22 protein-coding genes are annotated in these 22,827 nt (G+C 60.1%); 10 read left to right on the top strand and 12 right to left on the bottom strand.

What is annotated here, in order from left to right:
• Positions 1 to 154 precede the first annotated feature (154 nt).
• From FKG95_RS20905 to FKG95_RS20890, 4 genes are all read right to left on the bottom strand, one after another.
• Complete coding sequence (locus tag FKG95_RS20905; protein WP_179954201.1) at positions 155 to 1,306, bottom strand: methyl-accepting chemotaxis protein; 1,152 nt, start codon at positions 1,304 to 1,306, stop codon at positions 155 to 157.
• Positions 1,306 to 1,845 (bottom strand): PAS domain-containing protein, encoded by a 540-nt coding sequence (locus tag FKG95_RS20900; protein ID WP_246116843.1) that lies wholly within the window; start codon positions 1,843 to 1,845, stop codon positions 1,306 to 1,308. The genes FKG95_RS20905 and FKG95_RS20900 overlap by 1 nt, the downstream gene beginning before the upstream one ends.
• Positions 1,846 to 2,394: 549 nt before the next feature.
• Complete coding sequence (locus FKG95_RS20895; protein WP_142898370.1) at positions 2,395 to 2,973, bottom strand: hypothetical protein; 579 nt, start codon at positions 2,971 to 2,973, stop codon at positions 2,395 to 2,397.
• Positions 2,974 to 3,232: 259 nt separating this feature from the next.
• Complete coding sequence (locus FKG95_RS20890) at positions 3,233 to 3,820, bottom strand: hypothetical protein (protein ID WP_142898369.1); 588 nt, start codon at positions 3,818 to 3,820, stop codon at positions 3,233 to 3,235.
• 328 nt (positions 3,821 to 4,148) lie between these two features.
• On the opposite strand from FKG95_RS20890, the gene FKG95_RS20885 reads away from it, so the two are divergent.
• Positions 4,149 to 4,667: a hypothetical protein gene (locus FKG95_RS20885; RefSeq protein ID WP_142898368.1), complete on the top strand. Its 519-nt coding sequence runs from the start codon at positions 4,149 to 4,151 to the stop codon at positions 4,665 to 4,667.
• Between the two features lie 69 nt (positions 4,668 to 4,736).
• Here the strand turns inward: FKG95_RS20885 and FKG95_RS20880 are convergent, their stop codons facing one another.
• The 3 genes from FKG95_RS20880 to FKG95_RS20870 all read right to left on the bottom strand — a co-directional run bounded on the left by FKG95_RS20880 (position 4,737) and on the right by FKG95_RS20870 (position 6,699).
• A complete protein-coding gene (locus FKG95_RS20880) occupies positions 4,737 to 5,264 on the bottom strand; it encodes a DUF2478 domain-containing protein (protein ID WP_142898367.1) in 528 nt (175 codons plus the stop codon).
• A gap of 219 nt (positions 5,265 to 5,483) precedes the next feature.
• The gene (locus FKG95_RS20875; protein WP_142898366.1) at positions 5,484 to 5,975 is read right to left on the bottom strand and encodes a hypothetical protein; all 492 of its coding nucleotides are present in this window, start codon (positions 5,973 to 5,975) and stop codon (positions 5,484 to 5,486) included.
• Between the two features lie 238 nt (positions 5,976 to 6,213).
• The gene (locus tag FKG95_RS20870; protein ID WP_218940305.1) at positions 6,214 to 6,699 is read right to left on the bottom strand and encodes a YHS domain-containing (seleno)protein; all 486 of its coding nucleotides are present in this window, start codon (positions 6,697 to 6,699) and stop codon (positions 6,214 to 6,216) included.
• Between the two features lie 629 nt (positions 6,700 to 7,328).
• Between FKG95_RS20870 and FKG95_RS20865 the strand changes: the two genes are divergently transcribed.
• Positions 7,329 to 8,114 carry a YopT-type cysteine protease domain-containing protein gene (locus FKG95_RS20865; protein ID WP_142898365.1) on the top strand — a complete coding sequence of 262 codons (786 nt, stop codon included), beginning with the start codon at positions 7,329 to 7,331 and terminating at the stop codon, positions 8,112 to 8,114.
• Between the two features lie 691 nt (positions 8,115 to 8,805).
• Positions 8,806 to 9,276, top strand: a complete 471-nt coding sequence (locus FKG95_RS20860; protein ID WP_142898364.1) for a PAS domain-containing protein — start codon at positions 8,806 to 8,808, stop codon at positions 9,274 to 9,276.
• An 80-nt stretch (positions 9,277 to 9,356) separates the two neighbouring features.
• Here the strand turns inward: FKG95_RS20860 and FKG95_RS20855 are convergent, their stop codons facing one another.
• The 3 genes from FKG95_RS20855 to FKG95_RS20845 form a co-directional block, all read right to left on the bottom strand.
• Positions 9,357 to 9,767, bottom strand: a complete 411-nt coding sequence (locus tag FKG95_RS20855) for a RidA family protein (RefSeq protein WP_179954200.1) — start codon at positions 9,765 to 9,767, stop codon at positions 9,357 to 9,359.
• 282 nt (positions 9,768 to 10,049) lie between these two features.
• Entirely contained in the window at positions 10,050 to 10,424 is a 375-nt protein-coding gene (locus tag FKG95_RS20850) for a hypothetical protein (protein ID WP_142898362.1), read from the bottom strand.
• Positions 10,425 to 10,669: 245 nt separating this feature from the next.
• Positions 10,670 to 11,194 (bottom strand): YHS domain-containing (seleno)protein, encoded by a 525-nt coding sequence (locus tag FKG95_RS20845; RefSeq protein ID WP_142898361.1) that lies wholly within the window; start codon positions 11,192 to 11,194, stop codon positions 10,670 to 10,672.
• 101 nt (positions 11,195 to 11,295) lie between these two features.
• Here FKG95_RS20845 and FKG95_RS20840 point away from each other — a divergent pair, with 101 nt between their 5' ends.
• Entirely contained in the window at positions 11,296 to 12,240 is a 945-nt protein-coding gene (locus FKG95_RS20840) for an AraC family transcriptional regulator (protein WP_142898360.1), read from the top strand.
• 168 nt (positions 12,241 to 12,408) lie between these two features.
• Positions 12,409 to 13,431: a class I SAM-dependent methyltransferase gene (locus tag FKG95_RS20835; RefSeq protein WP_142898359.1), complete on the top strand. Its 1,023-nt coding sequence runs from the start codon at positions 12,409 to 12,411 to the stop codon at positions 13,429 to 13,431.
• A 90-nt stretch (positions 13,432 to 13,521) separates the two neighbouring features.
• Here FKG95_RS20835 and FKG95_RS20830 read toward each other — a convergent pair whose 3' ends face one another.
• The gene (locus tag FKG95_RS20830; RefSeq protein ID WP_142898358.1) at positions 13,522 to 14,298 is read right to left on the bottom strand and encodes an AraC family transcriptional regulator; all 777 of its coding nucleotides are present in this window, start codon (positions 14,296 to 14,298) and stop codon (positions 13,522 to 13,524) included.
• 167 nt (positions 14,299 to 14,465) lie between these two features.
• Between FKG95_RS20830 and FKG95_RS20825 the strand changes: the two genes are divergently transcribed.
• The 4 genes from FKG95_RS20825 (at position 14,466) to FKG95_RS20810 (ending at position 19,145) form a co-directional block, all read left to right on the top strand.
• Positions 14,466 to 15,647 (top strand): MFS transporter, encoded by a 1,182-nt coding sequence (locus FKG95_RS20825; protein ID WP_142898357.1) that lies wholly within the window; start codon positions 14,466 to 14,468, stop codon positions 15,645 to 15,647.
• A 326-nt stretch (positions 15,648 to 15,973) separates the two neighbouring features.
• Positions 15,974 to 17,548 carry a methyl-accepting chemotaxis protein gene (locus tag FKG95_RS20820; RefSeq protein ID WP_179954199.1) on the top strand — a complete coding sequence of 525 codons (1,575 nt, stop codon included), beginning with the start codon at positions 15,974 to 15,976 and terminating at the stop codon, positions 17,546 to 17,548.
• A 438-nt stretch (positions 17,549 to 17,986) separates the two neighbouring features.
• Positions 17,987 to 18,268 (top strand): hypothetical protein, encoded by a 282-nt coding sequence (locus tag FKG95_RS20815; protein WP_142898355.1) that lies wholly within the window; start codon positions 17,987 to 17,989, stop codon positions 18,266 to 18,268.
• Between the two features lie 124 nt (positions 18,269 to 18,392).
• Complete coding sequence (locus tag FKG95_RS20810; protein WP_142898354.1) at positions 18,393 to 19,145, top strand: YopT-type cysteine protease domain-containing protein; 753 nt, start codon at positions 18,393 to 18,395, stop codon at positions 19,143 to 19,145.
• Between the two features lie 47 nt (positions 19,146 to 19,192).
• Here the strand turns inward: FKG95_RS20810 and FKG95_RS20805 are convergent, their stop codons facing one another.
• Entirely contained in the window at positions 19,193 to 20,590 is a 1,398-nt protein-coding gene (locus FKG95_RS20805; RefSeq protein WP_142898353.1) for a tannase/feruloyl esterase family alpha/beta hydrolase, read from the bottom strand.
• Between the two features lie 337 nt (positions 20,591 to 20,927).
• Between FKG95_RS20805 and FKG95_RS20800 the strand changes: the two genes are divergently transcribed.
• Positions 20,928 to 22,655 carry a hypothetical protein gene (locus tag FKG95_RS20800; RefSeq protein WP_142898352.1) on the top strand — a complete coding sequence of 576 codons (1,728 nt, stop codon included), beginning with the start codon at positions 20,928 to 20,930 and terminating at the stop codon, positions 22,653 to 22,655.
• Positions 22,656 to 22,827: the final 172 nt, after the last annotated feature.

The raw sequence follows: 22,827 nt of genomic DNA, 5'->3' as shown, positions 1-22,827 counted from the left end.
GTCTCAGCGCAAGGGGACGTCCCGCGGAGCCTCTATCGGGCTTCCGTTCCATGACCGGGACATAACTTCAGAGGATGAGGGCGGCGCCCGTCTTGCGACCGCCGCCCGTCTTGCCATCGCCGCCCGTCCTGCCACCCCTCACGCGAAACCGGGCCTACACGACCTTTCGCGCTGAAATCAGAAACTGATCGACCTCGCTGCGCAGCATTTCCGCCTGCTTCGAAAGTTCACTCGCGGCGCTATTCACGTCGTTCGACGAATTACTTGTCTCCTGAGCCGATTCGGTGACGCTGGTGATGTTCGCGGTAATATCCTTCGTGCCTGCCGCGGCCTGCTCGATGTTGTTGGCTATTTCGACCGTTGCCTTGGCTTGCTCGTTGACAGCGGAAGAGATCGAGGCGTTGGCTTCGTTGATCTCCGTCACCTTTGCTGAAACATCGGTGATCGAGCCGACGGTGCTGTTGGTCGCATCCTGGATGTTCTGGACGTAACGGCCGATCTCTTCCGTTGCGCTGGCGGTTTGCTGTGCCAGGTTCTTGACCTCTCCCGCGACCACGGCGAAGCCCTTTCCGGCCTCGCCGGCACGGGCCGCTTCGATCGTCGCGTTCAGCGCCAGCAGATTGGTCTGCGCCGCGATGTCGTTGATCAGATTCACCGCTGCGGTGATCTGCGCGGCGGCGTCCTTGAGCGCATTGACCTGTCCGGCGGCGGCGCTGGATATTTCCGCGGCCTGGTTGGCCAGGGTCGAGGCGGCGGAAACCTCTGTGCCGATCTCCCCGCTCGCGGAAGAGAGTTGGCTGGAGGCTGACGCCACGGTCTGGACGTTGACCGAAGCTTCCTCGGCCGCGGCGGCGACCGTCGTGGCCCGTTGGCTGGTGCCTTCCGCGGCGCTCAAAAGAGATTCGGACGAACTGCTCAACTCGGTGGCCGCGCTGGAGACCGTTTCGACCACTCCGGCGATGGACTGCTCGAAATTGTCCGCGATCGCACCAAAATCCGCGACCTTGTGTTCCATGGACTCGAGGGCGGCGTTGCAGAGTTGCGCGGAATGCTGAAAAGTGCCCTGCATCCCCGTGGTTTCGATCTTGCGGAAGTACATATTCTGGCTGACGTGGCTCATGCAGGCCGCCGACTCGCGCACGTAGGCGTCGCAGCGGTCGATCAGATCGTTGATCGTATAAAGCAGTTCTCCCAGCTCACCGGTCGCCTTGATGCCGGTCAGGCGCACTTCGAAATCGCCGGCCGCAACGCGCGCCAGAAGTTCGCGGGACCTCTTGATCTCATCCGCAGTGTTTGACCAGGCCATCATCCTCCTCCCAGGGAAAACATGAGCTGGTTAAAGCCCATTCTGCTGTCGCTCAGGATGTCTTGAATGACTTTGCGGCCGTCCCGGAGAGCCTGTTTCGGGCTCGCGGCCGCCTGTTCGGTTTTCAGCAGATCCCGATATAGCGGAATGATGCGTTCATCGACGATCTTTCGTTCGGGCTTGCGGCGGTTGGAGTGATAGCCGGTGATTGTCCCGTCTCTATCGAAACTGGGCGTAACATGGGCATAGACCCAATAGTTGTTCCCGGTCTTGGATCTATTGTTCACATAGGCGAAGATCTCTTTTCCGCTCTTGATCGTCTCCCAAAGCAGGTCGAATACAGTTCGCGGCATTTCGGGGTGCCGCACGATATTGTGCTGCTGTCCGATACACTCTTTCTCGCTGAGTTCGGCCATCTTGAAGAACAAGCGGTTCCCGTAGATGAGCTTTCCCGTGACATCCGTTTTCGAAACAATGATTTCGTCGCGCTCAAAGGTCGTTTCCGTGCCTGTAAGCGACGCGTTTCCATACAAACTCACCCGATTTCCCTCCGTAACTTCGAGAAGACAGAGCAGGCCCGGAGGCTCGCGTGCCTGCTGAATGAACAAGTCTTTGCCCAAGTGGAAATGCAGCATACGAAAACAGTGTTAAAGAAAATAAAACGTATTATAATGTTTAAACATTAGTTACTTGGAGTTATTTTGTTTAAACGGTAATTCGGCGCGCGAGTTCTTGTTCGGTTCGAGAGGTTGGGAACTTCATCGCCGGGGGGATTGCCGCTCGAAGACACGCGCTGCCTCGCCGCCACGGAGACCGAGGATGAAGAAGTCTTTCGCGTCTCACCCCTGCGCAGAATCTTCGTCTCTGCGCCTTATCTCTATTAAGGCGGGATCTGGTATCTGAAGGCCCCGGTTCAGACCATGACTGAGTCCCGCCCAGGCGATGAACGCGCCGACACCGGTCAGGCTGTGACAACGCGAAAGATACCGCGTCCGGCCGCCGAGAGTGTCCGGTTCATCATTTGAGTGAGAAATGACCGGCTTCCGATGGTTGGTCCGGGATACACCCGGCGGTCCACGGGAGCTGGTTTAAGGCTCTTGCGAAGCAGGCGGATCACCCACCTCGAAGTCGAAGCGCTGCGCGAAGACTCCGTTGATGGAGACCTCCACCGAGTAGGCGCCTTTGGGATCGCCCTCCAGAACGCACCAGCCGTTGCCGATCCAGCCTTCCTCCGGTGCGACATAGCGTTCGGTAATCGTCGTGGTGCGGTCTGTAAATCTTGCTGTCGTATCGAACTCGCTTGGCGCATGGGGCCAGTAGGCAGGATCTGAGGGCAGGGTCAGAATTTCCCTGAAGCTGACCACCTTGCCCGCGTCCGACAGACGAAGCCGCCAGCCGTAGCAGCTCTGCCCGGGCAGGAAGGGAACCTGGTTCGACTGATAGCTGTAGGGCTTCCTGGTGCCGGGGTCGTTGTCCAGGGTGACGACGAAGGCCGCCTCCGCGATAGAGATCTGGCGCGAGCTCACCGAGGTTTTGGGGTTAGCCTGAACCGGGTCGGGGGTGGCCGAAGCTGTTTTGCCCGGGCTTGCCGCGCCGACCCCGGCGAGCCCCAGGCCCGTGATGGCAAGTGCGACGGCGAGAACGGGGGAAGGTCGGTCAAACTTCAAGACGCTGAAAAAGCAACGGAAAACCACGTGCAGACAGCCTGTGCGATGATACTCCCTTCAAATCTAGGGGGAATTCGTTAAGAAGACTCTTCTGCCCTCTCTTTTATCAGCGCGCAGTCAATGATCCCATCAAAGCGGTGCGCCGCCCAATCTCCGAACAAGCTCTCCGCTTCCCGCTGCGGTGCGATCAGCACTTCCGGTTTCGAAAGTGCCGGCTCTCAATGCCGCCTGCCGACCTGCTCCGCGCGTCGCCGGCTGGTCACGAGACGCAATTCGAGACCGGCAGTTCGGCCATCGCATCGCTCTCGAAACGCGCCGTGACCGGGGGCAGCACGGCGTTGTCGCTTTCAAGAACTATGGCGGCCCGCGCACCCATGATCTCCGATCCGGCCACCCTGGTCTGGCCCTGGGGGTTGCTTGTCAGAGTGTCGTCGACGTCGATGGTGAAGGAGACGATCTCGCGCGGCGCCAGACCGCTCATGGCCAGTTCGATCGAACGGCCGCCGTCGCGCACCACGGGCAGCTGAAGAACCCGCCCCGCGCCTTCAAGCAGTTCGAAGGGCTGATAGACTTCCACCCCCGGCCCCTCGGCCGAAGTGTCGAAGATGAGGCCGCCCGAGGACCCGGCCAGGTCCAGGGTGAAGGTCATGGCGCCGAGCGCACAGCCCCCGCTGTTGCGAATCTCAAAGCGGTCCTTGGGCGCGCTTTCCTGAAAGATCACCTGTACCTGCGCCTGGGCGGCAGTGCCCGCGTCCGCCATGAAGACCACGCCCGCCATGAAAAACACCAGCGCGCAGCTGCGGATGACCAGACAGATGCGGATGACCGAAGGGTGAGGGCTTGTCATTGCTGCTTCTCTCTTCCTTTGTCCGACGGCGCCGCCTGCGCGAGGCCGGACCCGTTTTCAATCCTGTGGTCAGACCATATTCAATAGGTAGATCAGACTCATGTCTGCGCCAGTTGGCCTTCGGCAATTTCACCCTGACGGCAACCTGAAACTCAACGGACCCTGGATTATACGATGCCACTGCCGGAAAGGCTCGGCAAGCGGCCAGTCCGAGAGTAGGATTGCACCGACTCATTCGAGTCACGGGTATTTTTCCCACACGACGCGGTGCGAGACGGCATTGATTGTCTGTTCCGGGTGCCACGACGTGACGGTCAGGTGATTACAATTGCGGGTTCTGGATTACATTGCGGCGTTTCTGAAACTCCGGCCTGAGATTCCGGTCAAGGACGCGAGAGAAATCAGGCGTGAAAACCCCAAGTCCACCGCGGATTGCTGCGCCGGGGAGCAGCTTCAAGGCCTTGTCGCAACGGAGTTCTGGCTCGGCGAGGAACTGGTCGATGCCTTCTGCGTGGTCTTTGTCAAAACCGGCAAAGGCATCTGCCGTCTGTCCTGGAACGACGATCCCGAGTGGTGGGAACTTGAGGAAACCGGTGAATTCCCCGAGCCCGGGCAGGTGCCCTTCGACCCTGCCCTCGGAGATGAACATTTTAGGTATCCTGTGACCGACCTCGCGGCACGGCATGAATTGACAGGTGAGAAGATCCTATCCTTCACAGTTCAGGAAGATCCGGAGGACAAGGCCGACCTGGCCATTCTGAGGCTTGCCTCAGGCAGGGAACTGCGCTGGTCCTATCGATTGAAGACCGAGGAGACTACGCTGGAGATATTGAAAGTGAGCGCATGACGTTGTAGTGACCGCTATCGCTCCGGTTCCGCCGGGGCATAAAGTCTGCGGCTGTCTTCCCCTGTGTTGTCAAGCGCAGGCGCGTGCGTCCTGAACGTCCTGAAACCAGTCGAGCACGGCGCTCCGCTCGGTCGGCAGTTCGCAGGCCATCTCCGCACCGAACGCAGCCCAGGCCTCGACATAGGCCGGGCGCAATGCCGTCAAGACCGGCACATCGGATGCAATCGCCGCGCCGATCAGATCGCGGAAGCCCTTGCCTTCACTCTCGCCCCGACCGAAGCGGTTCAGGATCAAAAGATCGACGTCGGAAGAGAGATTCTGCTCCAGATAGGCGGCGCATTCCGCCAGCGCGCCGGAATTCAACCGGCATCCGCGGGATTGCGGCCCCAGGGACTGCGAGATCCGGTAGCTGCGGTCGGAGCCGATGATCTGCAGATCCATGTCCGCACAGTGACATTCTCCGTTATCGAGGCCTCGGGTCTGCAGTGCGCCCTGGACGCGCTTTCCCTGTCCGCAGAGTGTTTGACCGACCTCATTCAAGAGGGCATCGACATCGCCATGGTCACAGCGGACCGCCGCAAGAAGCACAGAACTCATATCAACCTACCGCACGCAAGTTTGTCTCAGGACCGCCATCAGGGGCATCCCCAGGCGGACCGGAGATCAGTAAAGCCTGAGTGTAGGCGGAACCCAATGCAACAGCCAGAGGGTGAAATGTCGCAGCAACGGCGGGTGCCGTTGGAACGTTTTGCAGGTTCTGCAGATAATGCTTTGGATGCGGTGGGATGCGTCCTCGACGAGGCTGGCGTGTACCGACTATCCCTCGTCGAGCAGTGCGCGAATGCGATTGGTAACGTCTTGCACGCCGTTCAGAGACCAAATGTTGTCACTCAACATGAATCTGTTGCTGTTGGTATGGCGGTTGTACTTGGAATGACCCTGGACGATGGCTCGGGGAATCAGGGCTGCGCAGCGCACTTTGAAGTCATCGTCGAATAAGACGCCAGCCAGAACGTCGAAGTGTCCGGCCTCTATCTCCCTTATGGCGGAAAGCTGGCGCGACTTGTTGCGTCGGTGTACCCGTCGGCCTTTGATCTGGTAACGGGTTTGATCTTTTCCTATGGCGTCGTAGCCCTTTGCGGAGTTTGCTGCTTGTTCCCAGTCAAAGGCGTTGCAGAACAAGTACTCTGCCAGGTCGCCCGTCAGGGCGTTTGCGCTGCGGCTAATACCGCGTAACCTGAATTCCTCGCCGATCTGCGTATGCAGTGACAACAGATCTGCGACTGTCATCTCATGAAGTTTGATCAAAGCTCGCTCTTCCGGGTAGCTCGGCGACAGTCAGCCAACTCCTGCAGCAACCCACTTGTAAGCCATGCCGTTGCATCTAGTTCCCATCTGTGAAATGCGCAGTATTTCAGCTCATGGGTTAATACAACTAATGCATGAATCCCAAGTTAACTGGCGAGTACCTTGGTCGGTCTCACTACTTCAATGAGCACCGCTTCTCTTCCAAAATCGCGGCGGAGCTGACGACAGCCCTGGGCGCTCAGGACAGCACGGACGGCCAGTTCGCGTCCGCGGCGGCGATGCGGCCGGGAATATCGCGCTCCCATCGCCGCTGAATGCCACGCGAGTAGTTCAGGTAGAGCTTGCCGTCCACAATCTTCCAGGCCTCCGGCACGGTCGACGCGGTGTAGCCTTCGCTCACGGCATAGGCGCAGTAGCCGCCGTATTGCGGCGCGTAATCCTCGGGCCTGGCCGCAAAAGCGGCGCGGTTCTCTTCCGATGCAAACCGCCAGGTCACGCCCATCCAGTCATGGGTCAGATCGGCTTTGCCCGCGACGGGCCGGCCTTCGGTGAAATAGGCGACGGCATCGGAGCCGTCGATGGCGATCCCGTCATTGGCATAGACCGCCGGCTTCGCGGCACGCGCAGCCGGGGAGAAAGCGAGCGGGGCGAGAGCAGCCGCTGCGGGCACGGCAACGGCAAACGACAAAAGACTACGTCGGGTGAAGGCCATGGGAAACTCCATTGGTGGTCTCTGAATTCCTGACACCGATATGGTGCGAAACAGCGTCGGCGCCACCCTCCTTACGCAGATGTTATCGGGCCGTGAGCGGCGGGTTGGATCGTTTTTACCGGGGGCACGGCGGGCCTTCTTGCGCGCCTGGATATGCAGGTCAAAAAAAATCGGAATAAAACAAATGGCCGGATTGTTGTAGCTGCAACACCCGCTCGCAGATCGCGGTCATCGCGACAAACGGGCCAAACCGAGGACAGTCGAATGCTTGTACAGATTTCTCCTAAGCGTCCGGTGGAATACGACAGGACAGCGACACCCTGCGATGTTATCTCGCTTCGTCCGGCGGTTTGGCACAGGTCGGCGACGAGCGAGCATCCGGCATCGTCCCCATGGGGGGCAAGCATGCGGAAAATATCCTGCCCGCAGCCACTGCCGCTTATACCAAGAGGTGCCTCTTCGGCTGGCGGGAACAAGGCAACGTCGGTTCCGGCGGAGACCTTCTACGTTCTTGATTCTGACGATTGCGGAAAAGATAAAGCGTCCCCATAATACTGATACACGGCGTCGCCGCAAACAGCACCCCATCATTCACATCATGACACCTGGGCCCTGACGGGCAGCCAGAGGAGGAGACTGACATGTTCGGCTCAAAAGCGATCGTGCGTGGCACGGTACGGAATTTCGGCGGATATCTGATTGAAGCTTTCGATCAGGGCGACCGAATGGAAGGCCTCGGCACCATTATGCGCCAAATACCAGGAACAAGTCAGGGGGTCTGCAAATCCCTCTGCATGCACTGGGTCGCCCATCACGCCAATGACGTACCGAAGAGTTTTGCGGAGGCGGCAAGGGCCATGGGTTCGGGCACGCAGCGCAGCGGCGGCTATTTCACCGGTGTGGCTATTGCCTTGAACCAGTTGAAATACGCCGACGCTCTGAGGACCTGCACGAACCGCACCGATTACAATCGTACCAAGGACCAGTTCACCGACAATTTCCTGCGCAGGCACAAAATCCTGCGGCAGATGAACATCTCCAACCCGGCGCTGAACCTGTCGCCTTCCGCGTCCAAAGCGCCTCCAGGGCTCAGGCCGCCTCCGGGGTTCAGGGACCCCGCTAACAGTCCGATGGTGCAAATCGCGTTCGGCCGGCGGTTGGGCGAGTCCATCGTGGGCAATCACTCGGGCCGCTATTGGTCCTACAAGATCATCTCCATCCATGGGCCGGTGGGGGGGCACGCTGTGGCAGCCTTCGTTGGTGACGACGCCATGTTCTTCGATCCCAATTACGGCATCTTCTACTTCGAGAACGCGGCCGACTTCCAGCGCTGGGTTGGCGAACCCGGCGGTTTCTACTGGGCCTCGAACTACGTCCGGCATTTGGGCGACGACTTTGTCATCAAGTCCTACGCGAAGGGGATTTGACCAAAGCGCGCCTGCAAGCGTCCGGAACTAAAACACACAAAACTGCAGCGTCTGGACTAAGCGCGGATATCACGCAATTTAAGTAAGGGGATAAGACAATGTTCGTTTCATGGCGGTTCGCACAGGCACATACCGAAGCGAGGTATCCGGCCGTAAGAGTCCGGGTGGAATCGATGGTCTGCGCCGATCTCGTGGACAGCATCAACCAGGCGTACAAAGATCGTGATTTCCTGGCTTTGCAGTACCTGGGTACCTGTCTGTCCTCATCCGTTTTCGGCATGGTGAGAGGCTCTTCCTCTATCGAGAAGAACTTGCCCGAGACCCTTGCACAGCTCCACCGAGGCATAAATTCTGCGCTCAGGAAACGAGACTTCAAAGCAATGCATCATTTGGGTAACAGGTTGGCAGCGGTCAGCGTTCTTGCACATGTTACGCAAGCCGGTGTAGTCGGGCAGTCCGCCGTCAATCGGCGCAGCGACGCTGCAATTGCAGTTGGGTCGCGGACCAGGCGGCTTTTAGCGGAGCCAGGGTGTGTCGCACTTGCCGGTTAAGCTCAATCAAAGTTGTAAAAATCAGGGCGCGGCACCGTTACAAATTGACAGCTAAGCCGGTAGTCTGCACAACTCTAACGGTATGCTGAATTTCAGAGGGCCCTGGCCGCGGGGCGGTCACGCTATCGGGGCACGATGACATGGGCGACACTCCAAAGACGTACGATCCTGGTGATCTGCCGGATAGGCTGCGGCAAGCCCTAGAGCACTGGAAACGCCTGAAGGGTGCGCGCGCACTTCCCCTGCGCTCGGCCTTCGATCCCCTCGATGTGCCGTCGCTCCTGCCGCACCTTTTGATGGTTGAGGTGGTGCGCGATGGCCAAGACCAGCCCTTTAAGGACTTCAGGTTCCGTCTTGTCGGGACCTACATCGACGACCGCGTGAAGGACAGCTACACCGGAAAGAGACTGTCGGAGATCGAGGGCAAGGGCCCGGGTTCGGAAGTCTGGAACGCCTACAGCGAGGTGGAAGCCAGCGGGACGCCCAAACTCCTTTCCCTGAACTACATCGGGCCCATGGACGGAATCAAAAAATCCTGGGAGATTTTTCTCCCTTTCTCGATCCAAGGCGAGTGCGTCGATTTCATCCTGGTGCTGATCGAATTCGATTGAGCGTCAGGAGGACTGCGGTGTATCGAAGGCGCTGTCCTACCTGCCACAAGGGTACCGACTGCACTATTTGTTAAGGGCTTTTACGCCTCCGGAACAACGGCCATGGCCTCGATCTCGATACGGAAATCCGGGTTGGCAAGGCAGTTGACCCCGATCCAGGTCGCGGCGGGTTCTTCTCCTTCGGGAAAGGATTCCTTGAGGGCGCGGCTGATCAGATCGGATTCCTCGAGCTTGTAATCGACGATGTAAATGCGCAGGGAAACGACGTCCGCGAGCCGGGCGTCAAGCGAGGACAGGGCGATCTTTACGTTCTCCAGGGACTTGGACGCCTCGGCATACAAATCGCCCGCGCCCGTCAGGGTTTCGTCTGCGTCCCAGGCCACTTGACCGGACGTCATGACGATTCTGCTCCCTTTCGCCGATACGGCCTGGGAGAAACCATACTGGGTGCTGTTGAAGAGCGCCCCGGGATTGCCTCTGGTCATGCTCATTCTTGGTAAACCTCGAAATACTGTGATGCGTAGAGCCGGGCGTGCGAACCCCGGCATGGCACGCGGCGCGCGGCCATCTCCGGCGCAGAGGCCGATATGTGATGAACCTGTTTGCTATTTAGGTTCAATTTCCCGGCTGCAACCTGAAATCTGCAAGCGCAGAGCATTTGGAGGCGAGTGGAATGAGATAATGTCCTCGTGTTGGTGATGCGGGCACATCGATCATCGCATACCAAAAAACCGTGGGGCGGACCCTCCCATTAAACCCGGCTCTTCTCTACGTTAGAGATCGGACTCCAAGTCTTTCGCATATGACATGACCGCACGCCATTCAGGCAGTTTCTGGAGATCGGCTATTTTCAGAGGATGTGACCGGTTCACCGTCTCGCTGACGAGATACAGCAGTCCGTACAGCACTGCTAATTGTTTGATTTCGTCTTCCGTGAATGCGTCCAGGAAGGTTTTGCTTTTTGGATGATAGAGATCATCGCAAAAGCCGCAAATAAGTTCGGCCGGAACATCTGCAATGGGAACATCAATCTCATATTTCGATTGCAGCGAGGCACTGGCGAGCACCCGAATCTCCTCAATTACTGCCACCCGAAGAGCTCTGGATTCTTCGTTCACACCGGCCAACGTGCCCTGCTCTGCTGTCATACAACTGTTCTGCGCCAAGTCCAGTGGACCGAGTATGTGGTCCAAACTAAGGCATTAGATGTTATCTGAGCTCGCTTAGAAATACACAAAAAAGATCTGAGTCTATCTATTCAGGGTCATCTTTATGCTGTGGCCGCCGCGCAGCGGTTCCGTCTTGCGGCACCACCCGGGACCGCATGACGGATGATCTTGCTCCAGAAAGCCCGGAGCGCAGATGGCTCCGGGCGAACGGTTCAGTGGCGGACTTACTGAGCGCCGATCGTCACACCTTCCGGCGTGGAGGCTTCGAGAGAGGCATCGGCGATGCTGCGGATCAGGGGCCAGTTATTCTCGGAACCCTTGATGAAACCGGGGATGTTCTCTTTCCAGCGGGCCTGAACCTTCTTGTTGAGGTTCAGGTAGAGCTCGCCGTCAACGATCGCCCAGGCGTTGGGATCACCGTCGAATTTACGGCCCATGGCGGCACCGAAGGCGCAGTACCCGCCGTACTTAGGGGCGTACTTGGCCGGATCGGCGGTGAAGAGATCGCGGTTTTCCGCGCTTGCGAAGCGATAGTTTGCGCCTTCGTGACTTGCGGTGAAGCGGTCGTCACCGACGACCGGCTTGTCCTGCGTAAAGTAAGCGACGACGTCGTAGCCGTGCACGGCGTAGCCCTCGACGATATTGACCTCGGTTTCGGCCTGCGCGAGCTGGGCTGTGGCCGGGACGACCGCCAGCGCAAGGCCGACGGAGAAGAGCGCGTTACGAAAAGCTTTGAAAACGAGCGACATTGGGATACCTCCAGTGGGTTCATTGTTCGAAGGGGCGCAGGCTTGCGGGCGAGGCCGCGGTCCGGTCCCTGGAACAGAGGTAAGCCATCAGGTCTGATATTTTGTCCGAAGAAACACGCCGTTCGTCCGAAGACCCCGATCTCTTTCCCTGGCTCAGCGGCCGCAGCCTGACTGCCAGCGTCTTTTTTTCCGGGTCCCTCTGCGGCACCTCCGACGTCGGCGACGTCGGCGCGCAGGGTCATCTGCATCTGCTGCGCCGGGGCCCGCTGCGGCTGCATAGCAAGGGCGAAGCGGTCCGGCATATCGAGCAGCCAAGTCTCATCCTCTTCTCAAAGCCCCGCGGCCACCGCCTGGAAGCCGAGGGGCAAGCGGCCAGCAAACAGGAGAGTGAACCGGCCAATAAACGGGGGAGTGAACCAGTGCGCGGATCGGGTGGTGAATCCGGAAGCGAACCGGGCAGCGAACTGGTTTGCGCCCGCCTGAGCTATAACGGTCCCGAGGCCGAATTTCTGATGCTCGGACTGCCGGACCCACTGATCGTGCCGCTCGATGCCCTGGCGGGCCTGGGTCCCGTGCTCGAGCGTCTTTTCGATGAAGCCTTCACGCCCGGGTTCGGACAGCGGGCCGCGGTCGATCTGATCCTCGAGCTGCTGATCGTCATGCTGCTGCGCCACTGTATTGCGCGGGGCCTGGTCGAACGGGGCCTGCTGGCCGGCCTGGCGGATCCCAAGCTCGCCAGGTCCCTTGCCGCCATGCACGCCGACCCGGCGGCGGAGCTGAACATCGAGGCCCTGGCGGGGATCGCCGGCATGTCCCGTTCCAACTTCGCGGCGGCATTCAAGCAGCGGGTCGGGGCGTCGCCTGGCGACTATCTGACCGCCCTGCGCCTGGAGCTCGCAAAGCAGCTCCTCCTGCGGGGCCGGCCCTTAAAGGCCGTCGCCCCGGCGACCGGCTATCAAAGCGCCACCGCCCTGGCCCGTGCCTTCCAACGCCGCTTCGGCTGCGCCCCGCGCGCGTGGCTGACCCGACAGCGGGCCGAGGATTAGCCGGGTCAAGTGCCTCCCGAGAGCGCAAGGGCGGACATGACCTGTTTAAAGTTGTAAGGCGAGGAGCTTGCAGGTATGGAGTTCAAGACCGAATATCCATGGCGGATCCTCTTCACGCTCAGGCTGACGACAGGCGATGTGCAAGCTTCAAGATAGAAAGACGTCGAAATGACAGAACATAGTATTTCGGGTCATTCACCGGGGGCTGATGTCCCCCCGCTTGCGTCGGATTTCGCCAAGGTTGTGCTGCCAGAACTCCCGACACTCCCGGGCATGACGTCGGAACCCGAATGCCGGTACCTCTTCTGGAAAAGCTCGAGCCAGCTGCGCGGCACCGGCGATGTTGTGGAGGTCGGCTCTTGGCTCGGCCGAAGCAGCATCCATATTGCCGCTGGATTGGCGGCCAGCGGCAAGCAAACCCATCTCTATTGCTTCGATGGCTTCACCTGGGCATGGGGTGACAGCAACGTCGTCGATCTTCCGCTGAAAAAGGGCGATAGCTTTGAAGAGTATTTCCTGAAAAATGTGTCTGCCTTCGCCGACCGTATCACGAGTCAGCGGACAAAAATCAAAGATATCGAATGGACCGGGAAGCCGATCGAATTTCTGTTCCTCGATGCGCCGAAAAAACAACCGGACCTGACCCATTGCCTGGAGGTTTTCGGCTCTTCCCTGGTGCCCGGCTCCGCAACCATCGCAATGCAGGACTATCTCTATTTTCCGGCTTACTCCCTGGCTGTTTGCTGTCATCAGCTGGCGGATCACTTATCCCTGCAGCAGGTGGTGGATGGAGGTTCGACGGTCGCTTTTCATGTGAACGGGCCACTCGACTTCAAGAAGATCAAACCCGGGGACTGGGACATTCGGCATTGGAGTGTCGCGAAGGTGCAGGCGGCCTGGGATGAGATTCTTGCGCCCCTGACCGGCCAGTCCCGTGAGCGCCTGGAACCGGGCCGGGCCTTGCACCTCTATGATGTGGGCGCACGGCAAGAGGCCCTGGATGCGATCAAAGCCCTGCCCATGACCGACTTTCAGCGGCGGAACATTAAGCGCTTGAGCACATCGCACCACTACTTCAGCTACCCGGAGCTTTTCACAGCGGCAGGTTTTCCGGGAACGACCCGGCAGAATCTTCTGTCGATCGTCAAGCAGCTGCGTGACCGGCTTCTCCGTCTCACCACGGCCGGGTGACCGCCTGGCTTTTCCTGCCGCTCTGCCTTTGCAAGCTGACGCGCAGTTCAGAAAACAAGGGATGAGCCCGGTCAACGCACCTCCGGAGACTCAGCTGCAGAAGTCGCTCGGGCTGCGCCCCAGGCTTTGGCGGAACATATAGCTGAAGGCGCTGGAAGAGGCATAACCCATGTCGAAGGCGACGGAACTGACTTTCTCGCCGGCGGAGAGCCTGGAGATGGCATGAAAAAGGCGCGCGTGCCGCAGCCAGCGTGACGGCGGCATGCCGGTTTCCGCGGTAAAGAGGCGTTCGACCGTCTTGCGGCTGGCGGGGGCGTCGGCGAGCCAGGTCTCGACGGAGTCGATGACGCCGGGATCGTCGAGCGCAGACTCCGCGAAGCGGCGGATGCGGGAATCCCGTGGCAGGGTGATCGAGAGCGGCACATCCGGCGCCGCGGCCAGTTCGTGACGCAGCAGGTCGTGCAGCGCGGCCTTATGACCGTCCGCGCGGCCGCGTCCCTTGCGCGGAACCGTCTCGGACATCAGGGCGCCCAGCAGCGGCGTCATGGCGATGATCCGGCAGTCCGCGCCGATCTTCCCGGCTTCGTCCCGGCGCACGTCGACGTAGCGCATTTCGTTGTCCGGTCCGTAGCGCATCCAGTGCTCCACATCCGGCGGAATCCAAAGAACCATCGCCGGGCTGAGCAGGAGGACCAGGTCCGGCGTGCCGACGTACATGGAGCCCGAGGCCGCCGAGATGAGCTGCCCCCAGCCGTGGCTGTGCCAGCCGTAACTCTCGCTGGCGATCGATTTCACCGTCTCCCCCAGATAGCGCGGCATGTTCGCTTCGCCGGAACCGCTGAGGGGGTGGTCTTTTAATTCAGTCATGGGGCCAGTCCGGTTATCGGGCCAGTTCGGGCATGGGATCAATTCCGTCAGCTGTCTGACGAATTCTAGATATAATTCGTCTCTCTGTCGAACGAAAGACAGGTTGTTCTGGTTTAGGGTCTTGTTAAGAGAGCGTCTCCATTCCCCAAGCAGAGCGTGCCGCCGCCATGACCAACCGCAGCTTCCTGACCTGGTTCGCGCTGGGCCATTTCGCCAACGACTGGCCGGTCACTTCGCTGTGGCTGATCGTGCCCACCGCCGGCCTCGCCATGGGGTTGTCGCCGGCCGAGGTCGGCCTGCTCTTCACGATCTGCAATTTCGGCGGTGCGCTGGCTTATCTGCCCGCCGGTATTCTCGCCGATCACGTCTCGAACCGGGGCCGGCTGCTGGCAGCGACCTTTTGGTGGGTTGCCGTCGGCTATCTGCTGGCCGCCATGGCGCCGGGCTTCTGGAGTCTCGCGCTGCTGCTCGCCGTCGCCGGCCTGGGCGATGCGGCCTGGCACCCGATCGCCACGGGCGTGCTCACCCGCGACAACAAGCACCGCCGCGCGCATGTGCTGGGCATTCACGCCATCGGCGGCTCGCTCGCCGAGGTGCTGTCGCCGCTCGCCGTCGGCTTCCTGCTGGCCTTCGTCGACTGGCGCGAGGCCCTGGTGATCTCGGCGCTGCCCACCGCGCTCATGGGGATCTGCTTCTTCTGGGTCGCGCGGGCGGTCCCGCGGGTCGAAAAGAAGTCGGTCAGCAAACGGACCCTGCTCAACCTGCTGAACATCTGGCGGCGGGGCAGCGGCCCGCGTTTGGTGGCGATGATCTGTCTCTACAACATGGCGCTGATGGCGTTGCTCAGCATGATCCCGCTCTATCTCGCGGACCGTCACGGCTTCGGCCCGGGGGCGGCGGGCATCGCCTTCTCCGCCATGCTGATCGTCGGCGCGCTGGCGCAGCCCTGGGTCGGCAAGCTCTCCGACATCGCCGGCCGCCGGCCGGTCGTGGTCTTCGGCAATCTCGCGGCGGCGCTTGCGGCCCTGCTGATGATCTTCCAGCCCTCGCTCTGGATCATGATCCCGGCCATGATGCTTGCGGTCGCCGCGCTCACCGCGATCCGCGCCGCCATCCTCGCCGGCGCCATCGATCACGTCGGCCACAGCGAGGGTTCGACCCTGGGTTTCGCCTTCGCGCTGATGGACGGCATCGGCGCGCTGGGCGCGGTCCTTGCGGGCATCGCGGCGGGCTTTGCCTGGCCCGCCATGTTCGGTCTCGCCGCCGGCTTCTCCCTCGGCGCCGCGGCGCTCGGCCTCGTCACGGTCTTCGGCGGCCTTGCGGTCTCCAGCGCGCGCGTCAGGTCGTAGCTTCCATTTCTTACATTATGGGTCGCGCTTTAAGCCAATGCGCGCGGACTGCTTACCACCTGGGGACTCGATTCGATCCATAAAGAGAAGAGGAAACAACGCAAGGTCGAAAAAGCGTAATTTCGATGTTTACCTTGACCGAATACTCTGCAATTAACTGAAAAATCACAATTTTTTGCTACTACAGAGGGAGTCTTCACTTAACTCTTGGATTTACTATGTTGCGTCACATGTCGATCAAGGCTCGGCTGATCTTGATTATGATTGTAAGCGTTGTCGGCTTCCCCGTTCTTAGTGGCTTGATGCTCCTGTCGGAGAAAGAGTCCATGTACGATGCGCGTGTTGCCGCGATTGCGACACTCTCCGAAGCGGCGGTTGATATCCTCGCTTATCATCACGCCCGGTACGAGAGCGGCGACCTGACCCTGGAGGCTGCGCAGACCTTGGCGCGCGACGCTCTGCGCGACGTTCGTTTCGGGAATGACGACTACTATTATGTATACGACTACAAGGGAACCAACCAGGTCTTGGGTCCGGCGCCGGCGCGTGAAGGCACGGATATGATCGGCGTGAAGGATCCCAACGGCGTCTTCCTGATTCGGGATCTCATTGAAGCCGCCAAGACTGGCGGCGGCGTTGTGAACTATGACTGGCCGAGAGCCGGGTCCGATATTCCGGTTGCGAAGATCGGTTACGGAGCTCCCTTCGAGCCTTGGGGATGGATGGTCGGAACGGGCGTCTATGTCGACGATCTGGATGCTCTCTTCTGGGCCAGCCTGACCAAAGCCATGACCATCGTCGCCATCATACTGACCGTCACGGCCGGTATTGTGCTGATGTCCGCCCGGGCGATCTCTCAAGGGGTTGCCACGACAACCGCGACCATGCGCAGCCTCGCGAAAGGAGAGACCGAGCTGGAGGTTCCCTTCCAGGATCTGCGCAACGAGATCGGGGAGATGGCGCGCGCGGTCGAGGTGTTCCGCGTAAATGCGGTCGAGAAGATTGCGCTCGAGCAGCAGCAGAGGGAGGCCAGCGCGCGTGCGGAAGCCGAGAAGAAAGCCGCCATGCTGACCTTGGCTGACGAGTTCCAGGCCGAGGTGGGCGAGATCGTTCAGTCCGTGTCCTCCGCGGCGACGGAGATGCAATCCACGTCGCAAAGCATGTCCGACATTGCCTCCGAAGCAAGCAACCAGGCGAATATCGTCTCGAGCGCCGCAACGGATGCCTCCTCCAACGTCGCCACGGTTGCCGCGGCCTCTGAAGAGCTTGGCAATTCGATCGGCGAGATCAGCCGCCAGATGACGGTTCAGACCGGCGCTGCGGAAGAGGCGGTCAACGCGGCGGCCCTTAGCGATACTGAAATCAAGGGCCTGGCGGACCGGGTCGAGTCCATCGGCGACGTCGTCAGCCTGATCACGAACATTGCGGAACAGACGAACCTTCTGGCTTTGAACGCGACGATCGAGGCCGCGCGGGCCGGCGATGCCGGTAAGGGTTTCGCGGTCGTTGCCAGTGAGGTCAAGAGCCTGGCGAACCAGACCGGCAAGGCGACCGAAGAGATCGCCAGTCAGATTCAGAGCGTTCAGGATCAGACCGGCCGGGCGGTTTCGGCCATTGCGGATATCAACGTGCGGATCGACCGGATCCGCGAGATCTCCACCTCGGTCGCGGCCGCGATCGAAGAACAGAACGCGGCGGCCAACGAGATCGGCCGCAACACCCAGCAGGCCTCCGCCGGCACCCAGGAGGTCACCTCGTCGATTGCCGGGGTCAGAAGCGCCTCGGATCAGACCGGAGAGAGTGCGGGCAATGTCCTCTCGGCCTCCGCGGAACTCGCGCGGCAGTCCGAGCGGCTGTCAGAACAGGTGACCAGCTTCCTGGACCGCGTCCGCGCCGCGTAACGGCTACCGTTTCAGTCCGGCCGTCGGCGGAGCGGGGTCTACTGCTGTGACCCGGATGCTATGATCGGGGGCAGCGTTTCGCGCTCCGCCTTGGGGACAGCGGTTCGGGCACTGCGGGTCCGGCCCTGTTTGGGTCTGGCGCCGTAGGTTCGGCATTGGCCGCGGTGCGCCCAATTCCAGGTCCTGCGCCAGGATGTCTCCGCGTCCGCACTTCCCTGCTTCGCGATCGGGGAGTCTCCGCCTGCGCGGCATGTTAAAGGCAGGGCCGGGCGACTGGTCCGCGTGGGGTCTTACATCAGGCGGGGAGACGCGTTTTTTCTAAACTGCGGCCACTCGAAAAAAAATTGGAATAAAGCCGGGGGACAGATTGTTGTCGCGGTAACAAGGGCGCATCGGCCGCGGTCGTCGCGGCAGGCCCGCCAAAGCGAGGAGAGTCGGATGCCTGGATTTATTGCTCAACTGCGGCCGGTGACAACCGGTAACGGAGCGGATCGGCGCAAGGCTTTCGGGTTTCCTGCAGCAGTCGGGCCCGTGCCTGCAATGGTCGGGAGCCTGGAGTGCTCCCCGACGGTGCAATCGCCATGGGGCGCGCCGATGAGGCCGATCTCCTCCGGCTGGTCGCTGCCGCTTATTCCCGGCGATCTCGCCGTGGCCAGCGGGCTTAAAGAGATTAGCTTTGAAGAGATGCCGCCCGCCCCGGCACAGCAATCGGCGGCTTAGCGTTCATCCGATCGGTTTAGCCGCTCAGGCGAACCGCCCAACCACATCATCACACTTCGCCCCTCCCAGGACTTAAGACCCCAGGACTTGAAACCGGGGGGGCAGATACGAAAAGGAGGCTGACATGTTCGGCACACCGGCAGTCGTGCGCGGGACCGCGCGTATTTTTAACGGATACCTGATCGAAGCTTTCAACCAGGGCGACCGGGTGGAAGGCCTCGGCAACATCATGCTGGCGCTTCCCGAGACCAGCGACGGCATCTGCAAATCCCTCTGCATGAACTGGATCGCCCATCACGCCAATGACGTCCCCACCTCTTTCGCTGAGGCGGCGAAGGCCATGGCCTCCGAGGCCAATCCGCGCAGCGGCGGCAACTACTCCGGCGTGGCCATGGCCCTCAACCAGCTCGCTTACGGCAAGGCGCTCGACAACGCCAGGACTTGGGCGGAGGCCGCCCGTATCAAGGACGCCTTCACCGATGAGTTCCTGCGCAAACGGGGAATCCTGCGCCAGATGAAGATCAGCAACCCGGCGCGGAACCTGGTCAATCCGGGTCTCAAGCCCGGCCGCAACAACCGCGCCGTGGACACCGCCTTCGCCTGGCGCCTGGCCAAGGCCATCGTCGGCAAGCACAGCGCCGGCTACTGGTCCTACAAGCTCATCTCCCTGCATGGTTCGGCGGGCGGGCATGCGCTCGCCGCCTTCGTCGGCGCCGACGCCATGTTCTTCGACCCCAACTACGGCATCTTCTACTTCGAGAAAGCCGCCGACTTCGAAAAATGGTTCGGTGCCCCCGGCGGCTTTTACTGGGAGTCCGGCTACGTCAAGGAACTGGGCAACGACTATGTGATCAAGTCCTACGCCAAGGGCATTTGATCGGGGAAACCGGGGCCAGTTGCTCCCCTCGCGTGACCTGCCCGATCCTATTCCGCGGCGATCGAGGTCGGAGCTTCACCCTCGTTCAGCCAGGCTTCCAGCGGCGTCAGGGGATCGAGCGCGGCGGCGTTGATGCCGTTCGGGCCGGGCAGGATGCCGCAGTGATCCAGACCGGGGACCATGAAGAGGGCGACGTCTTCCTTCAGCGCCTCTTCTCCACCCGCCAGTTCGGCGGCCTTTTCGTACCACTCCACGGTCTTGTAGGGGGTCACGATCGCGTCGGCCCAGCCGTGGAAGACGATCATCTTGCCGCCGGCTTCGCGAAAGGCCGAGATATCCGGGTCGTCGCCGTTATAGGCGGCGGTGGAGAGGCTCATGCGGGCCGGATCGCTCTCGAAATCGAAGTCCATCGGCGTCCAGTTGGCGCCGGGATCTTCATCGAAGGCCATATAGCGGCCGAAGTTGGTCGCGAAGGCGGGAACGAGCTTGCCGCCGCCCTCGCCATTGCCCGTGAGCCAGAGCCACCAGAAGGGCTCGGACCCCTCGGGAATGCCGCCGGGATAGAGCTGTTCGCCGGCCGCATTCCGCGGACCTTCCCGCCACTTTGCCAGCGCGTCGAGCTGCTGATTGGAGAGCCCGAGGCCGCTGTAGTCGACCTCGCACTGGCGCGGATCGGCGATCACGCCGTCCTCGGCGCCATCCACCCCGTCGCACTGAGCAAGCACGGCGTCACCGATCACGGCAGCCTCGGAGGGGCCGAGAATCTGGCTGCCGTCGGGCGCGGTGTTGGCCTGGACCAGCCACGACATCTTGGTCCCGACCAGGCCCGGGTAGTCCATGGCCGGCGCGCCCGAGATGATGCCGTCGAACATTTCGGGATGGCGCAGCGCCGCGACCTGGGCCATGCGCCCGCCGGTGGAGCAGCCCTGAAAGATCGCCTGCGTCGAGGCGTTGCCGTAGAAGGCTTCGATCATCAGATTTGCGATGCGGTTGGTCTCGCCAATCGACCGCCATCCCCAATCCCGCTCGGCCTGCGGGTTGTTATAAGCCCATCCGGCATCGACCACCGACAGGCCGTGGTGCCCGCTGTCCGACGTCGCGGTGGCATAGCCCCGTTCCAGCCCGGGGCGCATGGCGTTGATCCAGCTCTTACCCGCATCGGCCCGCCCGAGAACGCCGCAAAAGCCGCCGCAGCCCGCCTGGTAGAATTTGCCGTTCCAACCCTCCAGTGGCAGCCGCACCTCGATCGAGATCGCGGGCAGCGCCGTGGCGCGCACTTCGCAATAGGCCGGGTTCGCGTCCGCAGCCGCCACGACCCGCGCCGAGGTCACATGCCCGCCGGGAAAGACGCTGTCCCGAAGCGCCGCGCAAGCTTCTGCGCTTTGCTGCGCCGACGCCGGGATGCCGACAAAGATCAACGCCAGGGCCGTGAGGATTTTCTTCATTGCCGCGCTCCGTTTGGACATGTTTTGCGACAACTATTCAGCGCCGTTGGGGTGTGGTCAAGGTTTCTGAAGGGGGCTTGTTGGGGCGAGTGGTTTGCGGAGTTGGGCAAAGGGATCAGCGCTCTTGGCAGATCCGGACCGTCTAAAGATACCACAGCCGCTAAGGCGCGCACATTGTTAAGGAATACAATCCAGAGTGTATAAAACCGTTAAGGTTTTCCATATATCGTTTTGGTGAGAGAGCGAGTTTTTCCTTGAGAGCAATTCAAGAGATATCGGTTTGTCTAGAGATCTAAAGGCCTGGGGTTGGTTTCTCTTCGTCACTGGAATCTTGACAGTGATCGTATTGTTGAGTCCGACCCTTATCGTTGTGGGTTTGTTTTTGTTCGTTATTCCAGGTCTGATTCTCTACGCGGCGCCATCCGTATTCTTTTATTCGCTTGCTCTCACACTTTTGGTGCTCGTTCTGCGCCCTGTGGGCAAACTGCGATGGGGCTTGGCGCCAGCGCTGTTGGCGTTTGTGTCTTTCTACATCCCCTTTAGCAATAACCAGGAGACCTACAAACGGGTCGAGCAGCTAACGCGAGACGATGTTGATGTTGAGACTCCGATAAAACTTAGTGGCACTTTAGCTTTAATCACGAGTAGGACCGCAACATTTCGCCGATCCGATGAAAACAACTGCAACAGGCTTTGTCAGCGTTTGCTTTACAACGGCGCAGTAGATCGGGTGATGGTTGGTGTTCATCGGAAACAGAGCGATGACGATTTCGTCGGCACCAGTACGACCGATGATACGCTCACGACGGTCTACTTTATTGAAAAGCGGGAGACCTGTCCGCTTAACCCTGATACCGAGAGCGCAGTTACCCAGCGTATTTTACTCGGCGAGTGCATCGTGAGTGAGGGAGGGCGGCTGTCGGACGCAGAGATCATTTATGTGACGGAGCCAGTAACCGAGCGGCGGAGGTTTAAGCTCTCCGCTCGATTTAATCTCGGCGCAGTCGCCGTTTCAGCGAGACGGAAGCGTGTCATTGAGAGGACTGATAACGGTTACAGAACGCTTTTCCAGACAACCGAGACGAAAGCCGAGCCGTTGTCGCATCCACTGATACTGACAGGTATTGGACACGGTGGTGGCAGTCTGCAAATGTCTCTTGGGTTCTTACGCAGTGAGTTTGTGCAGAACGATCTACAAGCTTTTGCGTATCACGAGGAACCGCGAATTTTCGGTGCTGTCACTGATCCGGTTAAAGCTCCCTTTATTGGAGCACGATCTGAGGCACGTGAGTTTGTGCGAAGAGCGGTGTTGAGCCGGGGAGCAGCAAGGCAGGCCGGACACGATTTCTTTCCTCACTATCTGGCGTCCTTCAGGGATCGCAATCTGGACAGCACACCGGGTCAGGATCTTACGCCGACGCAAGACGATGTCGATCTAGTGCTGCTGGCTCTAAAGGATGAACGGATAACACCAGGCTTTGGGCTAAGGCGCTTTAATGAGAAACTGAGCCCCGTCCCCGACGAGTTGATTGCGGCCATGGCCGATAGAATCCTGAACACGCCGGACCAGACAAACGTTGTTCGGAGTCTCTCGACAGCCATTGGCGCTCTACCCGCCGGACAAGGCGCTATTATTTCGGATCAAATCCTGGAAATTTTTCAGAACGACGAACTTAGGTCTATCGCCTGGGAGGCTGTTGCAAGACTCGGCGACGGTGAACCGGATGCCGCCGTGTATTACGTTTCCGCGTTCCGGGCATGGTATGGCCGTAACAAAACCAAGCAGAACCTGAGCCGCGAAGATCTTCCAAGAGGAGCTTTGATAGGAATCTGTTTGATGGAAGAAAGGGCATTTAGTGTCAAAGACGATCTGCTGGAGATACTAAGGGACACTGAAAGCGCACAGATTTCCTATCCGATCATTAAAGCCTTGGTAAACATGGGCGCGGTGGAAGAGTTGAAACGCGAGTATGAAGAAACAGAACGTTGGGAACGGGTCTTAAACGCAATTCGCGTCAAAAAGCTGTATGAAGATAAATATCAAAAGTTTTGCGGTCTATCATAAATATCGGGAGCAAGTCTTATTCTGAAAGTGTGATCGGGCTCAGGTCTAATGGGATGGCCCGCCCCACCGGGCTTTCGGTGTGCGATGCTTGATGTGCCCACATCAGCAACGCAAGGAAGGACCATCCCATGGATATCAAAACCCTTGGCATCGATATCGGCAAGACCGTCTT

It is taken from the genome of Denitrobaculum tricleocarpae (assembly GCF_007004665.1).
Classification (GTDB): domain Bacteria; phylum Pseudomonadota; class Alphaproteobacteria; order Kiloniellales; family Kiloniellaceae; genus Denitrobaculum; species Denitrobaculum tricleocarpae.
This window is presented reverse-complemented; position numbering and strand designations above follow the sequence as displayed.